Here is a 17772-nt window from a genome sequence, read left to right as displayed (position 1 = left end):
GGCGATGGTTTGGATACCGTGTGACGATGCTCAACCAGTCTGGCACGACCTATGCTCCCGGTACGCATCTGCGACGCGGGCTGATTGCCGGGGCGTTTGATTTCAGGCTCGACAACCGGACGACGATCCAGATCGACGCCAGCCAGTACAGCTATGCCCAGCGTGGTTATGCCGGAGGGTTCACCTTTGCCACGGGGCTTTCCTTGCCCAAGGCGCCCGATCTTGCGCAGCAGGGATATGGTCAGGATTTCGCGGGTTATAACGCGTCAACCAATACGGCGCTGGCCAAGGTCATTCACACATTCAACGAGAACTGGTCGCTTACGCTGGGCGGCCTGTATCAGGATGCCTGGCGGAATGTCTTTGGTGTCACCAATGCCTTGCTTGACGATACGGGGCGATATCGCATCACCATCACGGCAGCAACGACCGCCAATGATTTCCGGGTCTGGTCGAACCTCGCCTATGTCAATGGCCGGTTCCACACCGGGCGTTTTGCGCATCAGCTGGTGCTGGGCTCGAACGGTTACAGCATGGGCAATTTCAATCCGACCGCGGGGGCGAGCACGATACTGGGAACAGCCCGTATCGGGGCCCCGACCGTGTTCGCAGGGACGCAGCCTTATTTCTCGGGGCGTTATCAATCCGCGTCGATCCTGACACAATCCCTCCTCCTGGGGGATACGATGGCGCTGAACCGCCATTTTTCCATCATGGCGACACTTGGCTGGAGCTGGCTCGACACGACGAGCCGCAACCGCAATGGCGTCACGACCGCCGCCTATAACGCCTCTGGTGTTTTTACCCCCATGACGAGCCTGATCTATCGGCTCGACGAGCACACGAGCTTTTACGGCACATGGGGGCGGTCTGTTCAGGCGGGGCCGGTTGCCCCGGCGTCGAGCCGGAATGCCAATGACGTGCTCGCACCGCTGCGCTCGGAAGAATATGAGGTGGGCGCAAAATACCGCCCTTGGTCGGGGATGATGCTGAGTGCCGCGGCTTTTCGCATGACACGTGGTTTTGCCTTCACCGATCCGGTGAGCAGCCTGTATCGCGAGGCGGGAACACAACGCAATTACGGCGTCGAGGGGCAGGTTGCAGGGCGGGTCAGCGACGGGCTGAGTGTCATAGGGGGTGTCACCTGGCTTGATGCGCAGGTTGGCAACACAGGCTCTGCACTGACATCGCACAAGCAGGTTGTGGGGGTGGCTCCGGTGCAGGCCAATATCCTGCTCGATTATCACCCCGGCTGGGCGCGGGGTGGCGCGGTCAATGCGAGCGTGCACGTTGTTGGCAGACGCGCAGCCGATAACGAGAACCGCAGTTTCGTGGCTTCGTTCACGACCCTCGATCTGGGCGCGCGCTATGGCTTTCACGTATATCGCGTGCCGATGGTCATTCGCTTCGGCGTCAGTAATGTAACCAATGCGCGATACTGGGCTTCGGTCTATCCGAGTTCTGTCGATGGCGGCACCAATGCCACGAATTCGGCAGTCGCCGGCTTGCCCCGAAGCTATCACGCAACGACAGAAATCGATTTCTGATGGTTGTGTTATGATCGTCGTGTTCTGGCCGTCGCGCGTGTCAGCGCGATAGATCAGGCTGCCAACCCGTCATGGTATCCCGGTTCTGGCGCAATTCTGCGGCGCCACGTGCGACGGCAGACCATGCGGCATTGGCCAGTGCCTTACGGCTGGGGAAGTCTTCTGGTGCCAGAGGCGCGTGAAGCAGGACGGTCGCCCGCTTATTGCGTGTTTTCAGAAATTGCCAGACGTGGGGCCCAAGATCCATATCGCCATACCAGGCAAAAATGGCGCGTCGGGTGCGTGTGACGGGTAAACCCTCCAGCCGGTCATAAACCAGAGAGATAGGTTGTATGAGTGGCGTCAGTCCGGGCGGGTAAGAGGGCATATCCACGGGCGGCGCATTTTTGGGCAGGCGTGGCAGCTTTGCGATCGCGAAGAATGTGGACATGAAGGGCAGCACGCGTGACCCGTCCGAGGATGTGCCTTCAGGGAACAGGATCAGATTATCTCCCGTCGCAAGACGCGTGATCATTTCGTCTCGCTCACGCCCGGTTGTGCTCCGGTTGCGGCTCACGAAAATGGTGCGTCCGATCTTGGAGACCAACCCCATGATGGGCCAGCGTTCGATGTCGCCTTTGGCGACGAATACGGAATAGATCTTGGTTCCCAGTACAGGGATGTCGAGCCAGGACGAATGGTTGGCGACATAGATAACGGGGCGCTCACCCCGATCGCGTCCTTTCTGTCCGCCGACTGTGCCGACGGGGCTGCCAACGACCTGGATATCCAGATCAAGCAACTTGCACAGAACGCCCCAGATGACCCGCGTCCAGCGTATTTTGAGGACGCCGGGGGTGGGGAGCAGTAAAGCTTCAAATCCCACTGAAAGCGGCACCCAGATGATGACCCCAGCCAGGCGGATGCCAGCACGGAGGGCCTCAACACGGCGGGTCAGCACGCTGGGCGCACGCGCGGGCGTAGGCTCCATCAAGATCGGGCGGGGCTGATGACGTGCGTGATTCTCGTTCGGTGCTTTGCTGCCCCGTCCTGATAGCAGTTTGGCGAGCCGGGCTCGGAAGTCTTTCGCACTCATGCAGTGTTCAATACTGTCAGGAGGCAAATGTGACAATCTCCTGACCTGCGATCCTGGGGATGATGACTGGTCAATACGTATTGATGGCAGCAGGACGCGCCGATCACGTTTTGTGCAGCGAAGCCTGGCAATGTTCCACGTGAAACATTGCCTTGTCCCATGGGTGCAGGTGGCGCTGGTGGGTCACGTATTCTTTAAGGCTCTGCCTTGCTGTCTGCGGCCTGCCTCGTGCGTAATGATGAGAAAGAAAGGTAAAAAGTAATGTCTGGTTTTAGCAATACCCCAGAAAACAAACCCTCCGGTGACAATGATCCGGGCGACATCTCGCGCAGCGATGAATTACCTGGCGGGATCTTCACAGGCGAGAGCTTTCCTGGAGGTGGTATTCCGGGCTTGCCACCCTTTACGCCCAAGCTGAAACCAAACTGGTTCATCGGCATCGGGGCCGCCCTCATATTGCTTGGTGTGTTTGCCTTTCTCGATACTGTTGTGACCACGCTGGCGAGCATCGTCGTTATCGGCATGTTGCTCATTTTCTCGGGGGTCGCCTATCTGGCGCAGAGTTTTGCCCATCGTGACGTGCCAGGGTCGCGGTTCTGGATTACTGCCCTGACGGGGTTTCTCTACGTTTTCGGTGGGATTCTTCTTATTCAGGAACCCGAGACGGGATCGCTGTTCCTGACAGCTTTCCTGGCCGGGTGCTTCATGGCCTCAGGCGTAATGAGGGGGCTCTGGGCGCTGGGCCATCGTCACGTAGCCAATTGGTGGACGATGATTTTGAGCGCGGCGGTTGCCTTGTTCACCGGGGTGTTCATCTTCGTTACCCTGCCGTGGTCCGGGCTCTGGCTTATCGGCACATTCATTGCCATCGAGCTGATCTTCGGCGGTATCTCCGCAATGGCGTTCGGCATGTCGCTCAAGCGCGACGGCCGCTGAGATCCCGTCCTCGCGTTGCTTGAAAAAGGCCGCTCCGACACAGCGTCGGGGCGGCCTTTTTTTACTTTAGTTCAGCTGCGCAAGAGCCGCTCAGTTCTGGCGAACGGCCTTGGCGATGTCTGCTAGCTGACCCAGAACGGACGGAACGCTTTCTGCGGTTGCCTTCCCATCCTTCAGCGTGCCGGCAAGTGTCGCGATCAGGGCTGAGGCAACAACTGCAGCATCACCCACCGAAGCCGCCTGCGCGGCCTGTTCCGGGGTGCGGATGCCAAAGCCAATGGCAACCGGCAGGGGGCTGACGGCACGAAGGCGCGGGAGCGCGGCTGCGAGCTCATCGGTGCTCGCAGTGCGCGTGCCTGTGATGCCGGTGATGCTCACGTAATAGATGAAGCCTGATGCGGTATCGAGCAGATAGGGCAAGCGGCTGTCGGGCGTGTTGGGCGCCACCAGCTGGATGATATCCAGCCCGCAGCGTTGCGCGTCTCCTGACAGAAGATCGCTCTCTTCCTTGGGAAGGTCGACAATGATCAGACCATCAACACCCGCCTTGGCAGCATCGGTGCAGAAGCGTGCAGGGCCGTAACTGTCGATGGGGTTGAGATAGCCCATCAGGATGATCGGCGTTTCATTGTCCGTCTCTCGGAAGGCGCGCACCATATCGAGCACCCCGGCCAGCGTGGCGCCTGCTTTGAGGCCACGCAGCGCGGCGGCCTGAATGGTCGGGCCATCGGCGGATGGATCGGAAAAGGGCACCCCGATCTCGATCAGATCGGCCCCTGCCGCGGGCATGCCCTTGAGTAGGGCGAGAGAGGTTTCCAGATCCGGGTCATAGGCCTGAAGGTAGGGAATGAGCGCGCCGCGCCCTGCTGCCTTGAGCGATTCAAAACGGGCCTTGATACGACTCACAGCGCAACTCCCAGATGCTCGGCGACGGTAAAGATATCCTTGTCGCCACGGCCCGACAGGTTGAGGACGATGATCTGGTCCGGCGACATGGAGGGGGCGATCTTCATGACATGAGCCAGACCATGCGCACATTCGAGCGCCGGGATAATGCCTTCGGTACGCGTCAGAAGCTGGAAGGCCTCCAGCGCCTCCTTGTCGGTCACGCCCACATACTCGGCGCGTCCGATATCGTTCAGCCAGGAGTGCTCCGGCCCGATGCCGGGATAGTCCAGCCCGGCGCTGATCGAATGGGCTTCGGCAATCTGGCCGAACTCGTCCTGCAGGAGATAGGTGCGATTGCCATGCAGCACGCCCGAGCGACCGCGGGAGATGGACGCTGCGGTAAAGCCGCTATCCAGCCCATGACCTGCTGCCTCGACCCCGATAAGGCGCACGGATTCATCGTCGAGGAAGGGATGGAACAGGCCCATGGCGTTGGAACCACCACCAATGGCGGCCACCAGCACATCGGGCAGGCGTCCCTCGACGGCCATCATCTGCTCGCGCGTTTCGATGCCGATGATTGACTGGAAGTCGCGCACCATCTCCGGATAGGGATGCGGCCCGGCCACCGTGCCGACAAGGAAGTATGTGTCATGCACATTGGCAACCCAGTCGCGCATGGCCTCGTTCATGGCATCCTTGAGCGTGCCTGATCCTGCCGTTACCGGATGCACCTCGGCACCGAGCAGATGCATGCGAAACACGTTGGGCTTTTGCCGCTCGACATCGACGGCGCCCATATAGATCGTGCATTTCAGACCGAACAACGCGCAGACCGTGGCGGTGGCCACGCCATGCTGCCCAGCGCCGGTCTCCGCCACAATGCGCGTCTTGCCCATGCGGCGCGCCAGAAGGATCTGGCCCATCACATTGTTGAGCTTGTGTGAGCCGGTATGGTTGAGCTCTTCACGCTTGAGATAGATTTTCGCGCCGCCGAGTTCGTCACTCAGGCGCTTTGCATGCCAGAGCGGACTGGGGCGGCCAACGTAATCGCGGAAATAGTAATCCAGCTCGCGTCGGAATTCCGGGTCTGCCTTGGCTGTCTGGTAGGCATCCGACAGATCCTGCACCAGAGGCATGAGTGTTTCTGCAACGAACTGGCCACCAAAACTACCGAAGCGACCCCGTTGATCGGGGCCGTTGCGCAGGCTGTTGGGGCGGGGCGGGACTTCAGAGCTCATGAAAATTATCCTGTCCGGGGCATGGATCGACATGGCGAGCGGGTTTCTGCGATACCAGAGGGGCGGCGTTGCGTCCATTCCCGACCCGCTGGGTGAAAGCGCCTGAACCAGAGAGGAAAACCAGATGTTTCTAGCGCACCCGGTCGGGCAGCCGGTCCACGAAATTCTGGCAGCCGATGATGCGAAAGGCGTGTCCTGGCTCGATCTGGTGGAGCCCAATGAGGATGAGATACGCCTTGCGGAAGCTGTGACCGGGCTGACCCTGCCGCGCAGGGCCGCACTGGAAGAGATCGAAAGTTCGTCACGCCACTACCGGCGTGGGGATGTGATCTATCTTTCCATGCCCCTGGTGCGGGTGATCGATGGGCGGCTTACGGCATGGCCCGTGGGTATGATCGTCTCGCCGGACCGGCTGATCACCCTGCGCTATTCCAGCTACACCGCCTTCGAGACCATGAGCCGTGACCTTGCGTCCAACGACGCCGATTTTGCGCTTTCTGATGTGCCGGAGTTGACCATTCACCTGCTTGAGACGATCGTGAACCGTCTGGCCGATATTCTGGAAAATGACGGCCATACGCTCGATACGATCTCACGGACGGTCTTTGCGCCCAAACGTCCGAACCGCCATGTCCGTAACGCCAATATATTGCGACAGACCCTGCGTGAGCTTGGCGAGAGCGGTGACCTTACCTCTTCCATCAGGGAGAGCCTGCTGGGGGTGGACCGCATTGGCATGTATCTGGGTGATGCGCGGTATTTCGAGTTTCGTGAGGCCCTTCAGACCCGCCTGCGTATTCTCGGGCGCGACGTGGCCTCACTGAACGATTACGTGGCGCAGATGACCGTCAAGGTGCAGTTCCTGCTGGATGCAACGCTCGGCTTCATCAGTATCGACCAGAATGACGGAATGAAGCTGCTTACGGTTGTCAGCTTTGTGGGCATCACCCCAACCCTGCTGGCAGGTATTTACGGTATGAATTTCAAGGTCATGCCGGAACTCGAATGGCATTACGGCTATTATTATGCGTTATGCCTTATGCTTGCCTCGGTGCTGCTGCCTCTCTTCATTTTCTGGCGCCGTGGATGGTTTGGAGATCGCTCAACGTGAAGCGCCTTGCCCTTTCCCTTCCGATCATGTGCATCACCCTCGCTGCCCAGCCTGTCATGGCGGGTGAGGCGGGGCGGCCCTTGCAGCCCACCACCCAGCAGGCGCAACAGATGCTTGATCGGCTTGCCCAGGAGCCTCTGAAGTATGAGGGCGACAGCGCCACGGCCCCCGGCTTTCGTCAGGCCCCCGGCTATACTGGCCGTCAGCCGACGCGAATCCTGGTAGGGTATCACATCGAGGGTAACCGTCTGCAGGGCGAATTCGTCGCGCTTGATGCTGATAACCGCCCCCTGCAGGCAGCGCCTCTCACTGGCGCATTGACCGCGCAGGACGTCACGCAAGCGCATTACCAGCCCGCTTCCGGCTCCAGCGGGCCGGTTCCCTGTACGATCGATATTGCCCTGCCCAAGCCCCTGCATCTTGACGGCCAATGCGCGCCAGCCATGATTTCCGGTGCCTATGCCGAGAAGGTGAATCCCTCTCCTCTGGTCTTCATTCTTCCAGGGTTGGCCGCATCGGAGGCAAGGTCGGGTCAATACATGATGCAGCCGTGGCGCGGCTGATCCGAACTATTGACAGAAAGCGTTATTTCTCACTAGATTGAGACGCAAGAGCCGCCTGTCTTAATTCATGCGGCCTTTTTCAAGACCCTTTCGTCTTCGCTCATCGTCGGGCCCGGTTCTGCGGCCCATCTGACGGGGCATTCTTTCACGATCGATCATCTGTCACGGTCACGATGCCAAATCGTCCGGGCAGTGGACTATAGCCCATCTAAGGCGCTTTTCATGCATCTTGCTGAACTCAAGAAAAAAACACCTGCCGATCTGCTGGCCTATGCTGAAGAGCTGCAAATCGAGAATGCCTCCTCGATGCGCAAGCAGGACATCATGTTCGCCATTCTCAAGACCCTGGCGGATAATGATCAGGCCATCTACGGCGAAGGCACGCTGGAAATTCTGCCCGATGGGTTCGGCTTCCTGCGCTCGCCTGAAGCCAATTACCTGCCCGGCCCTGACGATATCTATATCTCGCCTGCCCAGGTCCGTCGCTTCAGCCTGCGTCCTGGCGATACGGTTGAGGGGCAGATCCGCGCCCCGCGTGATGGCGAGCGTTACTTCTCGCTGCTCAAAGTCAACACCATCAATTTCGAAGAGCCTGACGCGGTTCGCCAGCGCATCAACTTCGACAATCTGACGCCGCTCTATCCCGAGCGTCGCCTGCGTATGGAAGTCGAGCAGGCCGGTGCACCCGAGCCTCAGCCCACCGGCAAGGGCAAGAAAGACCAGCGCGACTACACGCCGCGCGTGATCGACCTTGTGGCCCCGATCGGTATGGGCCAGCGCGCCCTGATTGTGGCCCCGCCTCGCACCGGCAAGACCGTGATGCTGCAGAGCATCGCCTCGTCGATTTCCGCCAACCACCCCGATGTGTTCCTGATCGTTCTGCTGATCGACGAGCGCCCTGAGGAAGTGACCGATATGGCCCGCTCGGTGCGTGGCGAAGTCGTGTCCTCGACCTTCGACGAGCCCGCGACCCGCCACGTGCAGGTGACCGAAATGGTGCTCGAAAAGGCCAAGCGCCTGGTTGAGCACAAGCGCGATGTCGTTATTCTTCTCGACTCGATCACCCGTCTTGCGCGCGCCTACAACACTGTTGTTCCCTCATCGGGCAAGGTGCTGACCGGTGGTGTGGATGCCAACGCCCTGCAGCGCCCCAAGCGCTTCTTTGGCGCAGCGCGCAACATCGAAGAGGGTGGTTCGCTCACCATCATCGCCACCGCGCTGATCGATACGGGCAGCCGTATGGACGAGGTGATCTTCGAGGAGTTCAAGGGTACGGGTAACTCCGAACTCATCCTCGATCGCAAGCTTGCCGACAAGCGCACCTTCCCGGCAATCGACATCACCAAGTCGGGCACGCGTAAGGAAGAACTCCTTGTCGATCGTGCGTCGCTCTCGAAGATGTGGGTCCTGCGTCGTATCCTGTCGCCCATGGGGACGATGGATGCCATGGACTTCCTGCTCGACAAGCTGAAATACAGCAAGACGAACCAGGATTTCTTCGACGCCATGAACAACTGATCTGGTCTGCAGGTCATGAAAAACCGCCGGAGGCTCATGCTTCCGGCGGTTTTTTTATGGGCGGTATCATGGGGCGTTTCGCCGTGGACGCCATCCGGCTTGGTCGCGTTTTCCTTGCCTCATGCGGAGGGATGATCGTGCCGTAGAACGCGGCCTGCATGAAGCATGTTGGGGCAAGGTACCCAACTGATGGCGCCATATGCTTTATCCAGCAGGGTAGGATTTGCCTGCCGGGGGAGTGTTTTTACAGGGCGGTCGGGTCAGACCGGAACGCCTTCAAGGCGCAGCAGATAGCGCTTGTCGTCCAGACCATTTTCGCCTGAATAACCACCCAGATGGCTGCGCCCCAGAACACGGTGGCAGGGGATCAGGATAGGGATGGGGTTATGCGCCATAGCGCCGCCAACCGACCGGGCCGAGCCTCCTGCCTTGAGGGCAAGTTCAGCATAGCTGATGGTTTCACCATAAGGCACGTCGCGCAAAGCCTGCCAGACGGCTTTGCGATAGGCGGTACCCCAAGGGGCAAGAGGCAAATCGAAACTTTCGGGCTCGCCGTCGAAATAGCGTTCCAGCATGGTCTGGGCGCGGGTAAGAAGAGGCGTCTTTTCCTGATCGCGCCCCCAACCCCAGTCGAGGGCAACGATTGCGCCATCATCCTCACTGAGGGTGAGGGGGCCGATAGGAGAGTGAAGCGAAAGCTGGGGCATAGAAGGGATTCACATGGTTGACGCGATGGAACGCCTGGCAGCGCGCAAGGGCGAGGTCATCTTCGCTCTGGCGACAGGAACCGGGCGGGCAGCAATCGCTATCATGCGCGCAAGTGGTGCCGGGGCTCAAGAGGTGCTTGCGTCGCTATGTGGCGGAAGGCTGCCCAAGCCGCGTCATGCAAGCCTGCGGGCGCTGCATCATGAGGGCGACCATCTGGACGATGCGATGGTGCTCTGGCTGCCGGGGCCGCGCTCCTATACGGGCGAGGACGGCTTTGAGCTGCACCTCCATGCCGGTCCCGCCGTCATTGATCGTGTGGCAATGGCCCTGACAACGCTTGGCGCCCGACCGGCCGAACCAGGCGAATTTACCCGGCGCGCCGTACAGGCAGGCAGGCTCGATCTGCTTCAGGCTGAGGCGATAGCTGATCTGGTTGAGGCCGAAAGCCAGAGTCAGCGTCAGCAGGCGCTTGCCCAGGCGGACGGCGCTTTGAGTCGCCTCTATGAAGGCTGGAGCGAGCGCCTGAAAACATTGCTGGCGCATCAGGAAGCGTTGATTGATTTCCCTGACGAGGATCTGCCCGAGGCGGTCGAGCTTGCCCTGTCGCGCACCCTCAACGACCTTCGCTCTGCCCTGAAGGCGCATCTTTCCGACAAGCGTGGCGAGATCGTTCGCCGTGGCCTGACCGTGGTGATTGCAGGAGCCCCCAATGTCGGCAAGTCGAGCTTGCTGAACCATCTTGCCGGATATGATGCGGCGATCGTCACGCACCGCGCAGGGACGACGCGTGATGTGATTGCGATTGACTGGCTGTTTCAGGGGGTGCGGCTGCGTCTGGTCGACACAGCGGGGCTGCGCGAGACCAAGGATGAGATCGAGGCGGAAGGCATACGCCGGGCAATGTTTCACGTGGAACATGCCGATCTGGTGCTACACGTCGTGGCAGGTATGGCCGAAATGCCGTTGCGTCCCGATGCCATGATGGTCAGCAACAAGGTGGATCTGTATCCGGCGCTGGATAACACGCTGGGTCTAAGCGTCCAGACAGGTGAGGGGATGGAGGGCTTCGAACAGGCCCTCGGGGCGCGTATCAAGGCCCTGACCGCTGGCGTGGGCGCTCCGCTGACACGGGCGCGTCACAGGGCTGGAATCGAGGAAGCCCTGCTCTATCTCGATCAGGCTCATGAGGCGCTCTGGCCCGAAGTGAGGGGTGAGGCGCTGCGTCTGGCCATGCGCGCCCTGGGGCGACTGACGGGACAAGTTGATGTCGACTCCCTCCTGGATGTGATATTTGGACAATTCTGCATTGGTAAATGAGGCGTGTGTGAGCGAGTTTGATGTTGTCGTCATAGGCGGAGGTCATGCGGGGAGTGAGGCCGCAGCGGCTTCAGCGCGTTTCGGTGCGCGGACGCTTTTGCTGACCCAGAAGCCCGAGATGATTGGCGCCATGTCGTGCAACCCGGCCATTGGGGGTATCGGCAAGGGGCATCTCGTGCGTGAAATTGACGCGCTTGATGGTCTCATGGGACGGGCAGCCGATCAGGCAGGCATCCATTTCAAGCTGCTCAATCGCTCCAAGGGGCCAGCCGTTCACGGCCCGCGTGCGCAGGCCGATCGTTTCCTGTATCGCAATGCCATTCAGGCGCTGCTGAATGCCACGCCTAATCTGACCATCATGCAGGGTGAGGCAGCCGATCTCGAGGTGCGTGACGGGCGTGTCACAGGTGTCATTTGCGAAGATGGGCGCGTGGTTCGTTGCGGCGCTGTTGTGGTGACCAGTGGCACGTTTCTGCGCGGGGTCATTCATATCGGGCACACGCAGGAGCAGGCAGGGCGCATCGGCGAGCGTCCGGCGGCGCGTCTTGGCGAAAGGCTTGAAGCCCTCGGGCTGCGTATGGGGCGGCTCAAGACCGGCACTCCTGCACGGCTTGCACGCGACAGTATCGACTGGGACTCTCTGGCTGAGGACAAGGGTGATGACGTACCCGAACCGTTCAGCAGGCTGACCGAGCGTATCACCACAGACCAGCTTTCATGCCGTATCACCAGCACGACGCCACAGACCCATCAGATCATTCGCGATAATCTGGCGAAATCCGCGCTCTATGGTGGGGCGATTGCAGGCAAGGGGCCGCGCTATTGCCCGTCGATCGAGGACAAGATCGTCCGGTTTGGCGAAAAGGATGGGCACCAGATCTTTCTCGAGCCCGAGGGGCTCCCCGGCAATCCGGGTGGCGATCTGGTCTATCCTAATGGTATATCGACGAGCTTGCCTGCCGATATTCAGGCGCTGATGATGGCCTCCATTCCGGGGCTCGAGAAGGCGCGTATCGCCACCCCCGGCTACGCCGTTGAATATGATTATGTCGACCCGCGTGAGCTCGCCCCCAGTCTCGCCCTCAGGGCCATGACCGGCCTTTATCTGGCAGGGCAGATCAACGGAACGACAGGCTATGAGGAGGCGGGCGCCCAGGGCCTGCTTGCGGGGCTTAATGCCGCACGCTTTGTGGCAGGCAGTGATCCGCTCGTGCTGGGGCGTGATCAGGCTTATCTGGGTGTGATGCTGGACGATCTCACCTTGCAGGGCGTTTCAGAGCCCTATCGTATGTTCACCTCACGCGCCGAGTATCGCCTCAGCCTGCGCGCAGACAACGCCGATCTCCGCCTGACCGCAATTGGGGAGAAAATGGGCTGCGTCGGTGCAGAGCGAGCCGCGCGGTTGAAGCAGGATCGTGAGGCGATCGACGGGGCAATGGAGCAGGCTAGGGCACCGATCCATGCTCCGCAGGATCTGGCCGCACAGGGTATTGCTGTTTCGCAGGATGGACGCAGGCGTTCCCTGCTCGACGTGCTGTCAGGGCAGGCTGATGAGGAAGCGGCGATCCGTCTGGCCCCGTGGTTTGGTGCGTTGCCTCTGCGCATACGGCGCCATGTCGAGACCGAGGCGCGTTACGGGGGGTACCTGCAACGACAGGAGCGTGAGATACGTCAGCTGGCCAATGAAGCCCAGATCGCGCTGCCTGATGATCTCGATTATGGACGTATCGGTGGGCTGAGCAGCGAGATGAAGGAACGCCTTTCTATCGCGCGCCCGGCCAATTTCGCCGCCGCCCAGCGTGTGCCGGGTGTCACACCCGCCGCCATGATTGCGCTCCTCGCCCATGTGAGGGCCGTGGCATGATTGAGGTTTCACGTGAAACACGCGAACGCCTCGAGGTGTTCGCGGCACTCCTCGAGAAGTGGAATGCCCGGATCAATCTGGTGAGCCCGCGTGACATGCCCCATTTGTGGGAGCGCCATATCGCAGATTCGCTCAGACTGGTGCCGTTCATCACCAGAGGCTCACGCGTGATCGATCTGGGCTCAGGGGGTGGATTTCCGGCGCTGATGATCGGCATCGCTTGCGACGCCGAGATGGTGATGGTCGAATCTGACCAGCGTAAATGTGCTTTCCTGCGTGAGGCGGCGCGGGCCTGCGGCGTCAAGGCTCAGGCCGTGTCCCGACGCATCGAGCAGGCCGAACTTCCCCCGGCCCCCTATGTGACCGCGCGTGCGCTGGCGTCTTTGAGCCAGTTGCTCGAATGGAGCGCACCATTTCTTCTGCCGGGAGGGAAAGCCCTGTTTTTGAAGGGTAAAAATCTTCCCGACGAGTTGACCGAAGCCGAGCGGTGCTGGCACATGCAGCACAGAATTCTGGACAATCGCGCCGCCTCAGGTGGCGCCATCATCGAGATAAGCGATATCAAACGTGTCGAATAACGACACGGGCAAGAAGGCCCGTATTCTCGCCGTCACCAACCAGAAGGGTGGTGTGGGCAAGACCACAACAGCAATCAACCTGGCCGCGGCACTCGCCAGCACGCAACGCGTGTTGCTGGTGGATATCGATCCGCAGGGCAATGCCTCGACCGGACTGGGTGTCGATTATAATGCGCGTCAGATCGGCAGCTATGCGGCGCTCATGCAGGAAGCGCCCCCCGAAAAGCTTCCCCGCCCGACAGAGACACCCAATCTCGACATCATCGTTGCCAACACCGATCTGGCGGGTGCGGAACTTGAACTGATCGGCAGTGATCGCCGTGAGTTCCGCATACGCGAGGCTCTGGAGGCCCTGTCAGGGCGTTATGATGTCATCCTGATCGATTGCCCGCCTAGTCTCGGTCTGCTGACCTTGAACGCGCTTGTTGCGTCCGATGCCGTGCTGATCCCCCTCCAATGTGAGTTCTTCGCTCTGGAAGGGATCAGCCAGATCGTGCGGACAGTTGACCGTGTGCGCCGGGCCTTCAATGCAGACCTGCATGTGGCGGGCATCATTCTCACGATGTATGACCGGCGCAACAACCTCTCGGAGCTTGTGGCGGCAGATGCGCGCAACTTCTTTGGCGAGCAGGTTCTGGAAACACTGATTCCCCGGAACATCAAGATTTCCGAAGCCCAGAGCCATGGCTGCTCAGTGCTCGAATATGACCGTCGCAGCAGCGGGGCGCAGGCCTATCTCGCTCTGGCACAGGAAATCGGCCAGCGTCTGGGCCTCACCCAAAAGCAAGGGGCTCCCTCATGAGCAAAAAACCGGCTCCACGTCTCGGCCGCGGCCTTGCTGCCCTGCTTGGCGACCAGGCGATCGAGTTGCCCCGTACGCAGGGGGCTGCGCATGAAGCTGTGCCGACTCCCTCCATGTTGGGGGTAGACCTTCTCGCACCGGGTCCTTTCCAGCCACGTGTGGACATGGATGAGGGCAGGCTGAACGAACTTGCAGACTCCATACGAAGCCGTGGTGTGCTGCAACCTATTCTCGTACGGCCAGACCCGGATCAGAAGGGTCATTACCAGATCATCGCCGGTGAGCGCCGCTGGCGGGCCTCGCAGCGTGCAGGACTGCATGAGGTGCCGGTGCATGTGCGTCTGCTCGATGATGCCGATGCCATGGCTGCCGCGCTGGTCGAGAATCTGCAACGCGCCGATCTCAACGCGATTGAAGAGGCAGAAGGCCTGCAACGCCTGCTGACCGATTACGCCCTGACGCAGGAGGAACTGGCCGGTGCTGTGGGCAAATCCCGCCCGCATATTGGCAATATCCTGCGCCTGCTGAACCTGCCCGAAGCCGTACGCCAGAAGGTGCGTGACGGCTTGCTGAGTGCAGGCCATGCCCGTGCCCTGCTGGCGCATCCTGACCCCTGCGCAGCGGCTGATATCGTGATTGCCCGTGGGCTGAACGTGCGTCAGACCGAGGCCTTGGCGCGATTGACCCCCAAAGCCGAACAGGAAGCGATCAAGGCGCCGCGCGATAACGAACTGGTCCGTCTGGAGCGGGATCTTGCGACGCGTCTTGGCCTCAAGGTGAAGATCGAATTCAACGGCAAGGGCGGCTCGCTTCGTCTGGACTATCGTAGCCTCGATCAGTTCGACACGCTTATGCGTCTGCTTTCACCGGAGAAATAGGAATTTTAGTTTCGAATGCGGAATAGTGCATTTTTCTCTTGATGCCTGTTCCGCCCTTTGTTAGAAGCCCTCTCACCGGAGCGGGGCTATGGGCACATAGCTCAGTTGGTAGAGCAGCTGACTCTTAATCAGCGGGTCCAAGGTTCGAGCCCTTGTGTGCCCACCATCGCCCCGCCGGTACCTTCCTATGCAAAAATCGATCTTCCCAGACCTGTTCTCAGATTGGCGCCTGCCGTTGCTTCGACGTACGGATACCGCCGTTCAAGAGAAGCATCGATCATCTGGCGGTGTCATCGCGATAAGCCATGTTCGTGTCACGCCTCGCGCAGCGCTTGTCTGCGGCCATACCGGAGCGCCGTAGGACCGCGCAGCGTCGCTCCGTCCTGTATCAGGCAGAACGCCGTGTATGCGGAAAATCTGCGGCATAAGCCTGCATCGTGAGTTTCAGCACGATGAATCCGCAAGACGTCCGAAAACCGGCAGGCTCGTTCTGTAGATCAGTTTTTCAGAGGAAAATGGCGCTGGCTGGGATGGGAGGGATCGAACCTCCGAATGGCGGAATCAAAATCCGCTGCCTTACCGCTTGGCTACATCCCATCGCGTCGAAGGGCTTTTAATCTGCCTCATGGCAGACGTAAAGCCATTATGTTTCGAGTTCGAGCGGATGATCGGCAATGCCGCTGCGCTGGCTGGCCTGATCCATCAGGCGATCCGGGGAGGGCTTGAGCACGCCAAAACGTTCTGCCTTGTCGAGCCCCTGATCAAGCGCTGCCATGGTCTGCGAGAGGTCGGCGCTTTCATCCTTCTCCCAGGCACGCAGAGCAAAGCCCCAGACACCAGCAAGCCCGTTGAGACGCATCACCCCGCCAAGTCCGCTGCACTCCACACCAGCGACCTCGGCCATCCAGCGCATCGTGTCGAGGGTGGCAGCACCAAGCAGGAGTGTCAGACCGGGTTCTGTCGGCAGGGCCTGCAGAACAGCCCGGATGCCCTCGCGGTATTGCTGGAATACATCGAAGCGCCGCATGAACAGATCAAAGATACGTTCACGGATGGATCCGCTCAAACCGTCATCGCGAAAGGCCGATTCGTCAGCCAGGCGGCCCAGACGGAACAGCAGGCTGTGCCGGAAAGGAAAGCGGGCACGGACTTCATCGATCGGTAATCCGGCGCGCTGAGCGGCCTCGACCAGCGTGAAGCGTGGCCAGCCTTTTTCAGCGGCAATGGTGAAGCCCGCCTCCAGAAGCGCCAGATCAAATTCTTCGCGATCGATTTCCGTCATGAACCCGTCCCTGTCATTCAGCATCAATAATACAAGATGGTCAGGCCGTGACAATCGAATGACAGGGAAATGAACGGTTTTGCCCACACGCCATCCCTGTGATGGCTCAGAGGGCGTTCCGCGGTGTTTCGCTCAGGAGGCCATTTCGCGTGCTCGCGCCATGGCCGCATCAATCGCCCTGGTCATGGTGGCAGGCCAGGCTCCCGGTGCCATCATCGCCTCGAGTGCCTTGGCTGTTACACCGTTGGGGCTGGTGACATTCTTGCGCAATGTCTCGCTTTCCTCCGGAGAGGCCTCAAGCAGCGCTCCGGCGCCTGCGACCGTCCCTCGTGCAATCAACCGTGCCGTGTCAGGTGGCAGGCCCACGCGCAGAGCTTCCTTTTCCAGCAATTCCGCCAGCAGGAACACATAGGCCGGGCCGCAACCCGATATGGGCGTAAGTGCCTCCAGCAGGGCTTCGCTTTCTACCCAGGCGACCTCACCCACGGCAGAAAGAAGGGTCGTGCAGAGCTTGCGCTCTCCCTCGTTGAGATCGGTGCTGCAAACGCCCGTTACGCCCTTGCCGATTGAGGCGGGTGTATTGGGCATGGCGCGCACGATTTTCGTCCGGGCGCCATCAGAGGCAGCGCGCAGGCTCTCGATGGTTCGGGCGGCCAGCATCGAGATGACAATGGTATCGTCCAGAACGGGTCTGAGCGATGCCATGGTTTCTTCCATGCCAGCCGGTTTGACGGCCAGGATGATGATATCGGGTTTAAAGCCCTGGGGAATTTCCGAAGGGCTGCGCACGACATGATGGGGGGCAGGAGGCGCTTCACAGCGCCGGTCCAGAATGACGGAGGGTGCCAAACCCTCCTCAAGCCAGCCCTGCCAGAGCGCCCCACCCATCTTGCCGCAACCGACCAGAAGCAGTGACGGCAGGCTCACGCTTCACCTGCGCAATCGAGCATGGCCGCTTCGAGGGCTTCGGCGGGGGATTTGCCGCTCCAGAGTGTGAACTGGAAGGCGGGGTAAAAGCGCTCACATTCCGTGATGGCGATATCGATCATGTCTTCCATGCTTTCTGCGGCAAGGCTCGTGGCACCGCGCAGCAGAACCGAATGGCGGAAAACCGGCGTGCCGGTCTCGAGGTCGAGGCTGAAATGCCCGATCCAGAGGCGCTCATTGGCCAGTGCAATCAGTTCGTAAAGCGCCTTGCGGCGGTTGGCGGGAGCCCGCAGGTCGAACGTGCAGGTAAAGTTCATGGCTGCGATCTCGCGTGACCATGAAAAATACAGCCCGTAATCGCACCATTTTCCCGGTGCTTCGGCGGCCATCTCGCAATCTGTGCGGCGGTCGAACGCCCAGTCATGGCCGCAGACGATTTGCTCCATGACGTCGAGGGGATTCGTATCCTGATGCGAGGAGGAGGAGAAGGAAAGAGCAGGCATTCGGGACTCCCTGGGCCGGTGATGCGCATGGCAT

At 60.4% G+C, this 17772-nt stretch carries 17 protein-coding genes and 2 tRNA genes; 11 read left to right on the top strand and 8 right to left on the bottom strand.

Going from position 1 to position 17772, the window contains the following annotated elements:
- Positions 1–1547 (top strand): TonB-dependent siderophore receptor (locus P792_RS37620; protein WP_031240899.1); only part of this gene is annotated, 1547 nt, incomplete at its 5' end.
- A gap of 40 nt (positions 1548–1587) precedes the next feature.
- Here the strand turns inward: P792_RS37620 and P792_RS29250 are convergent.
- Entirely contained in the window at positions 1588–2622 is a 1035-nt protein-coding gene (locus P792_RS29250; RefSeq protein WP_023978884.1) for a 1-acyl-sn-glycerol-3-phosphate acyltransferase, read from the bottom strand.
- Between the two features lie 261 nt (positions 2623–2883).
- Between P792_RS29250 and P792_RS29245 the strand changes: the two genes are divergently transcribed.
- Positions 2884–3558 (top strand): HdeD family acid-resistance protein, encoded by a 675-nt coding sequence (locus tag P792_RS29245; protein WP_023978883.1) that lies wholly within the window; start codon positions 2884–2886, stop codon positions 3556–3558.
- Between the two features lie 90 nt (positions 3559–3648).
- On the opposite strand, the gene trpA is transcribed toward P792_RS29245, so the two are convergent.
- Both trpA and trpB read right to left on the bottom strand, forming a co-directional pair.
- Positions 3649–4464, bottom strand: a complete 816-nt coding sequence (gene trpA / locus P792_RS29240) for a tryptophan synthase subunit alpha (protein ID WP_023978882.1) — start codon at positions 4462–4464, stop codon at positions 3649–3651.
- Positions 4461–5687: a tryptophan synthase subunit beta gene (gene trpB, locus P792_RS29235; protein ID WP_023978881.1), complete on the bottom strand. Its 1227-nt coding sequence runs from the start codon at positions 5685–5687 to the stop codon at positions 4461–4463. The genes trpA and trpB overlap by 4 nt, the downstream gene beginning before the upstream one ends.
- 124 nt (positions 5688–5811) lie before the next feature.
- On the opposite strand from trpB, the gene P792_RS29230 reads away from it, so the two are divergent.
- The 3 genes from P792_RS29230 to rho all read left to right on the top strand — a co-directional run bounded on the left by P792_RS29230 (position 5812) and on the right by rho (position 8879).
- Positions 5812–6798: a magnesium transporter CorA family protein gene (locus P792_RS29230; RefSeq protein ID WP_023978879.1), complete on the top strand. Its 987-nt coding sequence runs from the start codon at positions 5812–5814 to the stop codon at positions 6796–6798.
- Positions 6795–7361: a hypothetical protein gene (locus tag P792_RS29225; RefSeq protein WP_023978878.1), complete on the top strand. Its 567-nt coding sequence runs from the start codon at positions 6795–6797 to the stop codon at positions 7359–7361. The genes P792_RS29230 and P792_RS29225 overlap by 4 nt, the downstream gene beginning before the upstream one ends.
- A gap of 222 nt (positions 7362–7583) precedes the next feature.
- Positions 7584–8879 (top strand): transcription termination factor Rho, encoded by a 1296-nt coding sequence (rho, locus tag P792_RS29220; RefSeq protein WP_023978877.1) that lies wholly within the window; start codon positions 7584–7586, stop codon positions 8877–8879.
- Positions 8880–9139: 260 nt separating this feature from the next.
- Here rho and P792_RS29215 read toward each other — a convergent pair whose 3' ends face one another.
- On the bottom strand, positions 9140–9586 hold the full coding sequence (locus tag P792_RS29215; protein WP_023978875.1) for a methylated-DNA--[protein]-cysteine S-methyltransferase: 447 nt from the start codon (positions 9584–9586) through the stop codon (positions 9140–9142).
- A gap of 13 nt (positions 9587–9599) precedes the next feature.
- Between P792_RS29215 and mnmE the strand changes: the two genes are divergently transcribed.
- From mnmE to P792_RS29185, 6 genes are all read left to right on the top strand, one after another.
- The gene (mnmE, locus tag P792_RS29210) at positions 9600–10904 is read left to right on the top strand and encodes a tRNA uridine-5-carboxymethylaminomethyl(34) synthesis GTPase MnmE (RefSeq protein WP_152530205.1); all 1305 of its coding nucleotides are present in this window, start codon (positions 9600–9602) and stop codon (positions 10902–10904) included.
- A gap of 7 nt (positions 10905–10911) precedes the next feature.
- Positions 10912–12768 (top strand): tRNA uridine-5-carboxymethylaminomethyl(34) synthesis enzyme MnmG, encoded by a 1857-nt coding sequence (gene mnmG, locus P792_RS29205; RefSeq protein WP_023978873.1) that lies wholly within the window; start codon positions 10912–10914, stop codon positions 12766–12768.
- The gene (rsmG, locus tag P792_RS29200) at positions 12765–13346 is read left to right on the top strand and encodes a 16S rRNA (guanine(527)-N(7))-methyltransferase RsmG (RefSeq protein WP_023978872.1); all 582 of its coding nucleotides are present in this window, start codon (positions 12765–12767) and stop codon (positions 13344–13346) included. The genes mnmG and rsmG overlap by 4 nt, the downstream gene beginning before the upstream one ends.
- Positions 13336–14148, top strand: a complete 813-nt coding sequence (locus P792_RS29195; RefSeq protein ID WP_023978871.1) for a ParA family protein — start codon at positions 13336–13338, stop codon at positions 14146–14148. The genes rsmG and P792_RS29195 overlap by 11 nt, the downstream gene beginning before the upstream one ends.
- On the top strand, positions 14145–15026 hold the full coding sequence (locus tag P792_RS29190) for a ParB/RepB/Spo0J family partition protein (RefSeq protein WP_023978870.1): 882 nt from the start codon (positions 14145–14147) through the stop codon (positions 15024–15026). The genes P792_RS29195 and P792_RS29190 overlap by 4 nt, the downstream gene beginning before the upstream one ends.
- Positions 15027–15116: 90 nt before the next feature.
- Positions 15117–15192, top strand: a tRNA-Lys gene (locus P792_RS29185).
- Positions 15193–15548: 356 nt separating this feature from the next.
- Here the strand turns inward: P792_RS29185 and P792_RS29180 are convergent.
- The 4 genes from P792_RS29180 to P792_RS29165 form a co-directional block, all read right to left on the bottom strand.
- Positions 15549–15623: transfer RNA gene (locus P792_RS29180), tRNA-Gln, on the bottom strand.
- A gap of 46 nt (positions 15624–15669) precedes the next feature.
- On the bottom strand, positions 15670–16299 hold the full coding sequence (locus tag P792_RS29175; protein WP_023978869.1) for a TetR family transcriptional regulator: 630 nt from the start codon (positions 16297–16299) through the stop codon (positions 15670–15672).
- 141 nt (positions 16300–16440) lie between these two features.
- Positions 16441–17235, bottom strand: a complete 795-nt coding sequence (gene proC / locus P792_RS29170) for a pyrroline-5-carboxylate reductase (protein WP_031240894.1) — start codon at positions 17233–17235, stop codon at positions 16441–16443.
- Positions 17232–17738: a YbjN domain-containing protein gene (locus P792_RS29165; RefSeq protein ID WP_023978867.1), complete on the bottom strand. Its 507-nt coding sequence runs from the start codon at positions 17736–17738 to the stop codon at positions 17232–17234. Before P792_RS29165 ends, proC begins: the two co-directional genes overlap by 4 nt.
- Positions 17739–17772: the final 34 nt, after the last annotated feature.

The organism is Asaia sp. SF2.1, assembly GCF_000505765.1.
GTDB lineage: Bacteria > Pseudomonadota > Alphaproteobacteria > Acetobacterales > Acetobacteraceae > Asaia > Asaia bogorensis.
The sequence above is the reverse complement of the archived record's forward strand: the minus strand, read 5'-3'. Positions and strand labels throughout refer to the sequence as shown.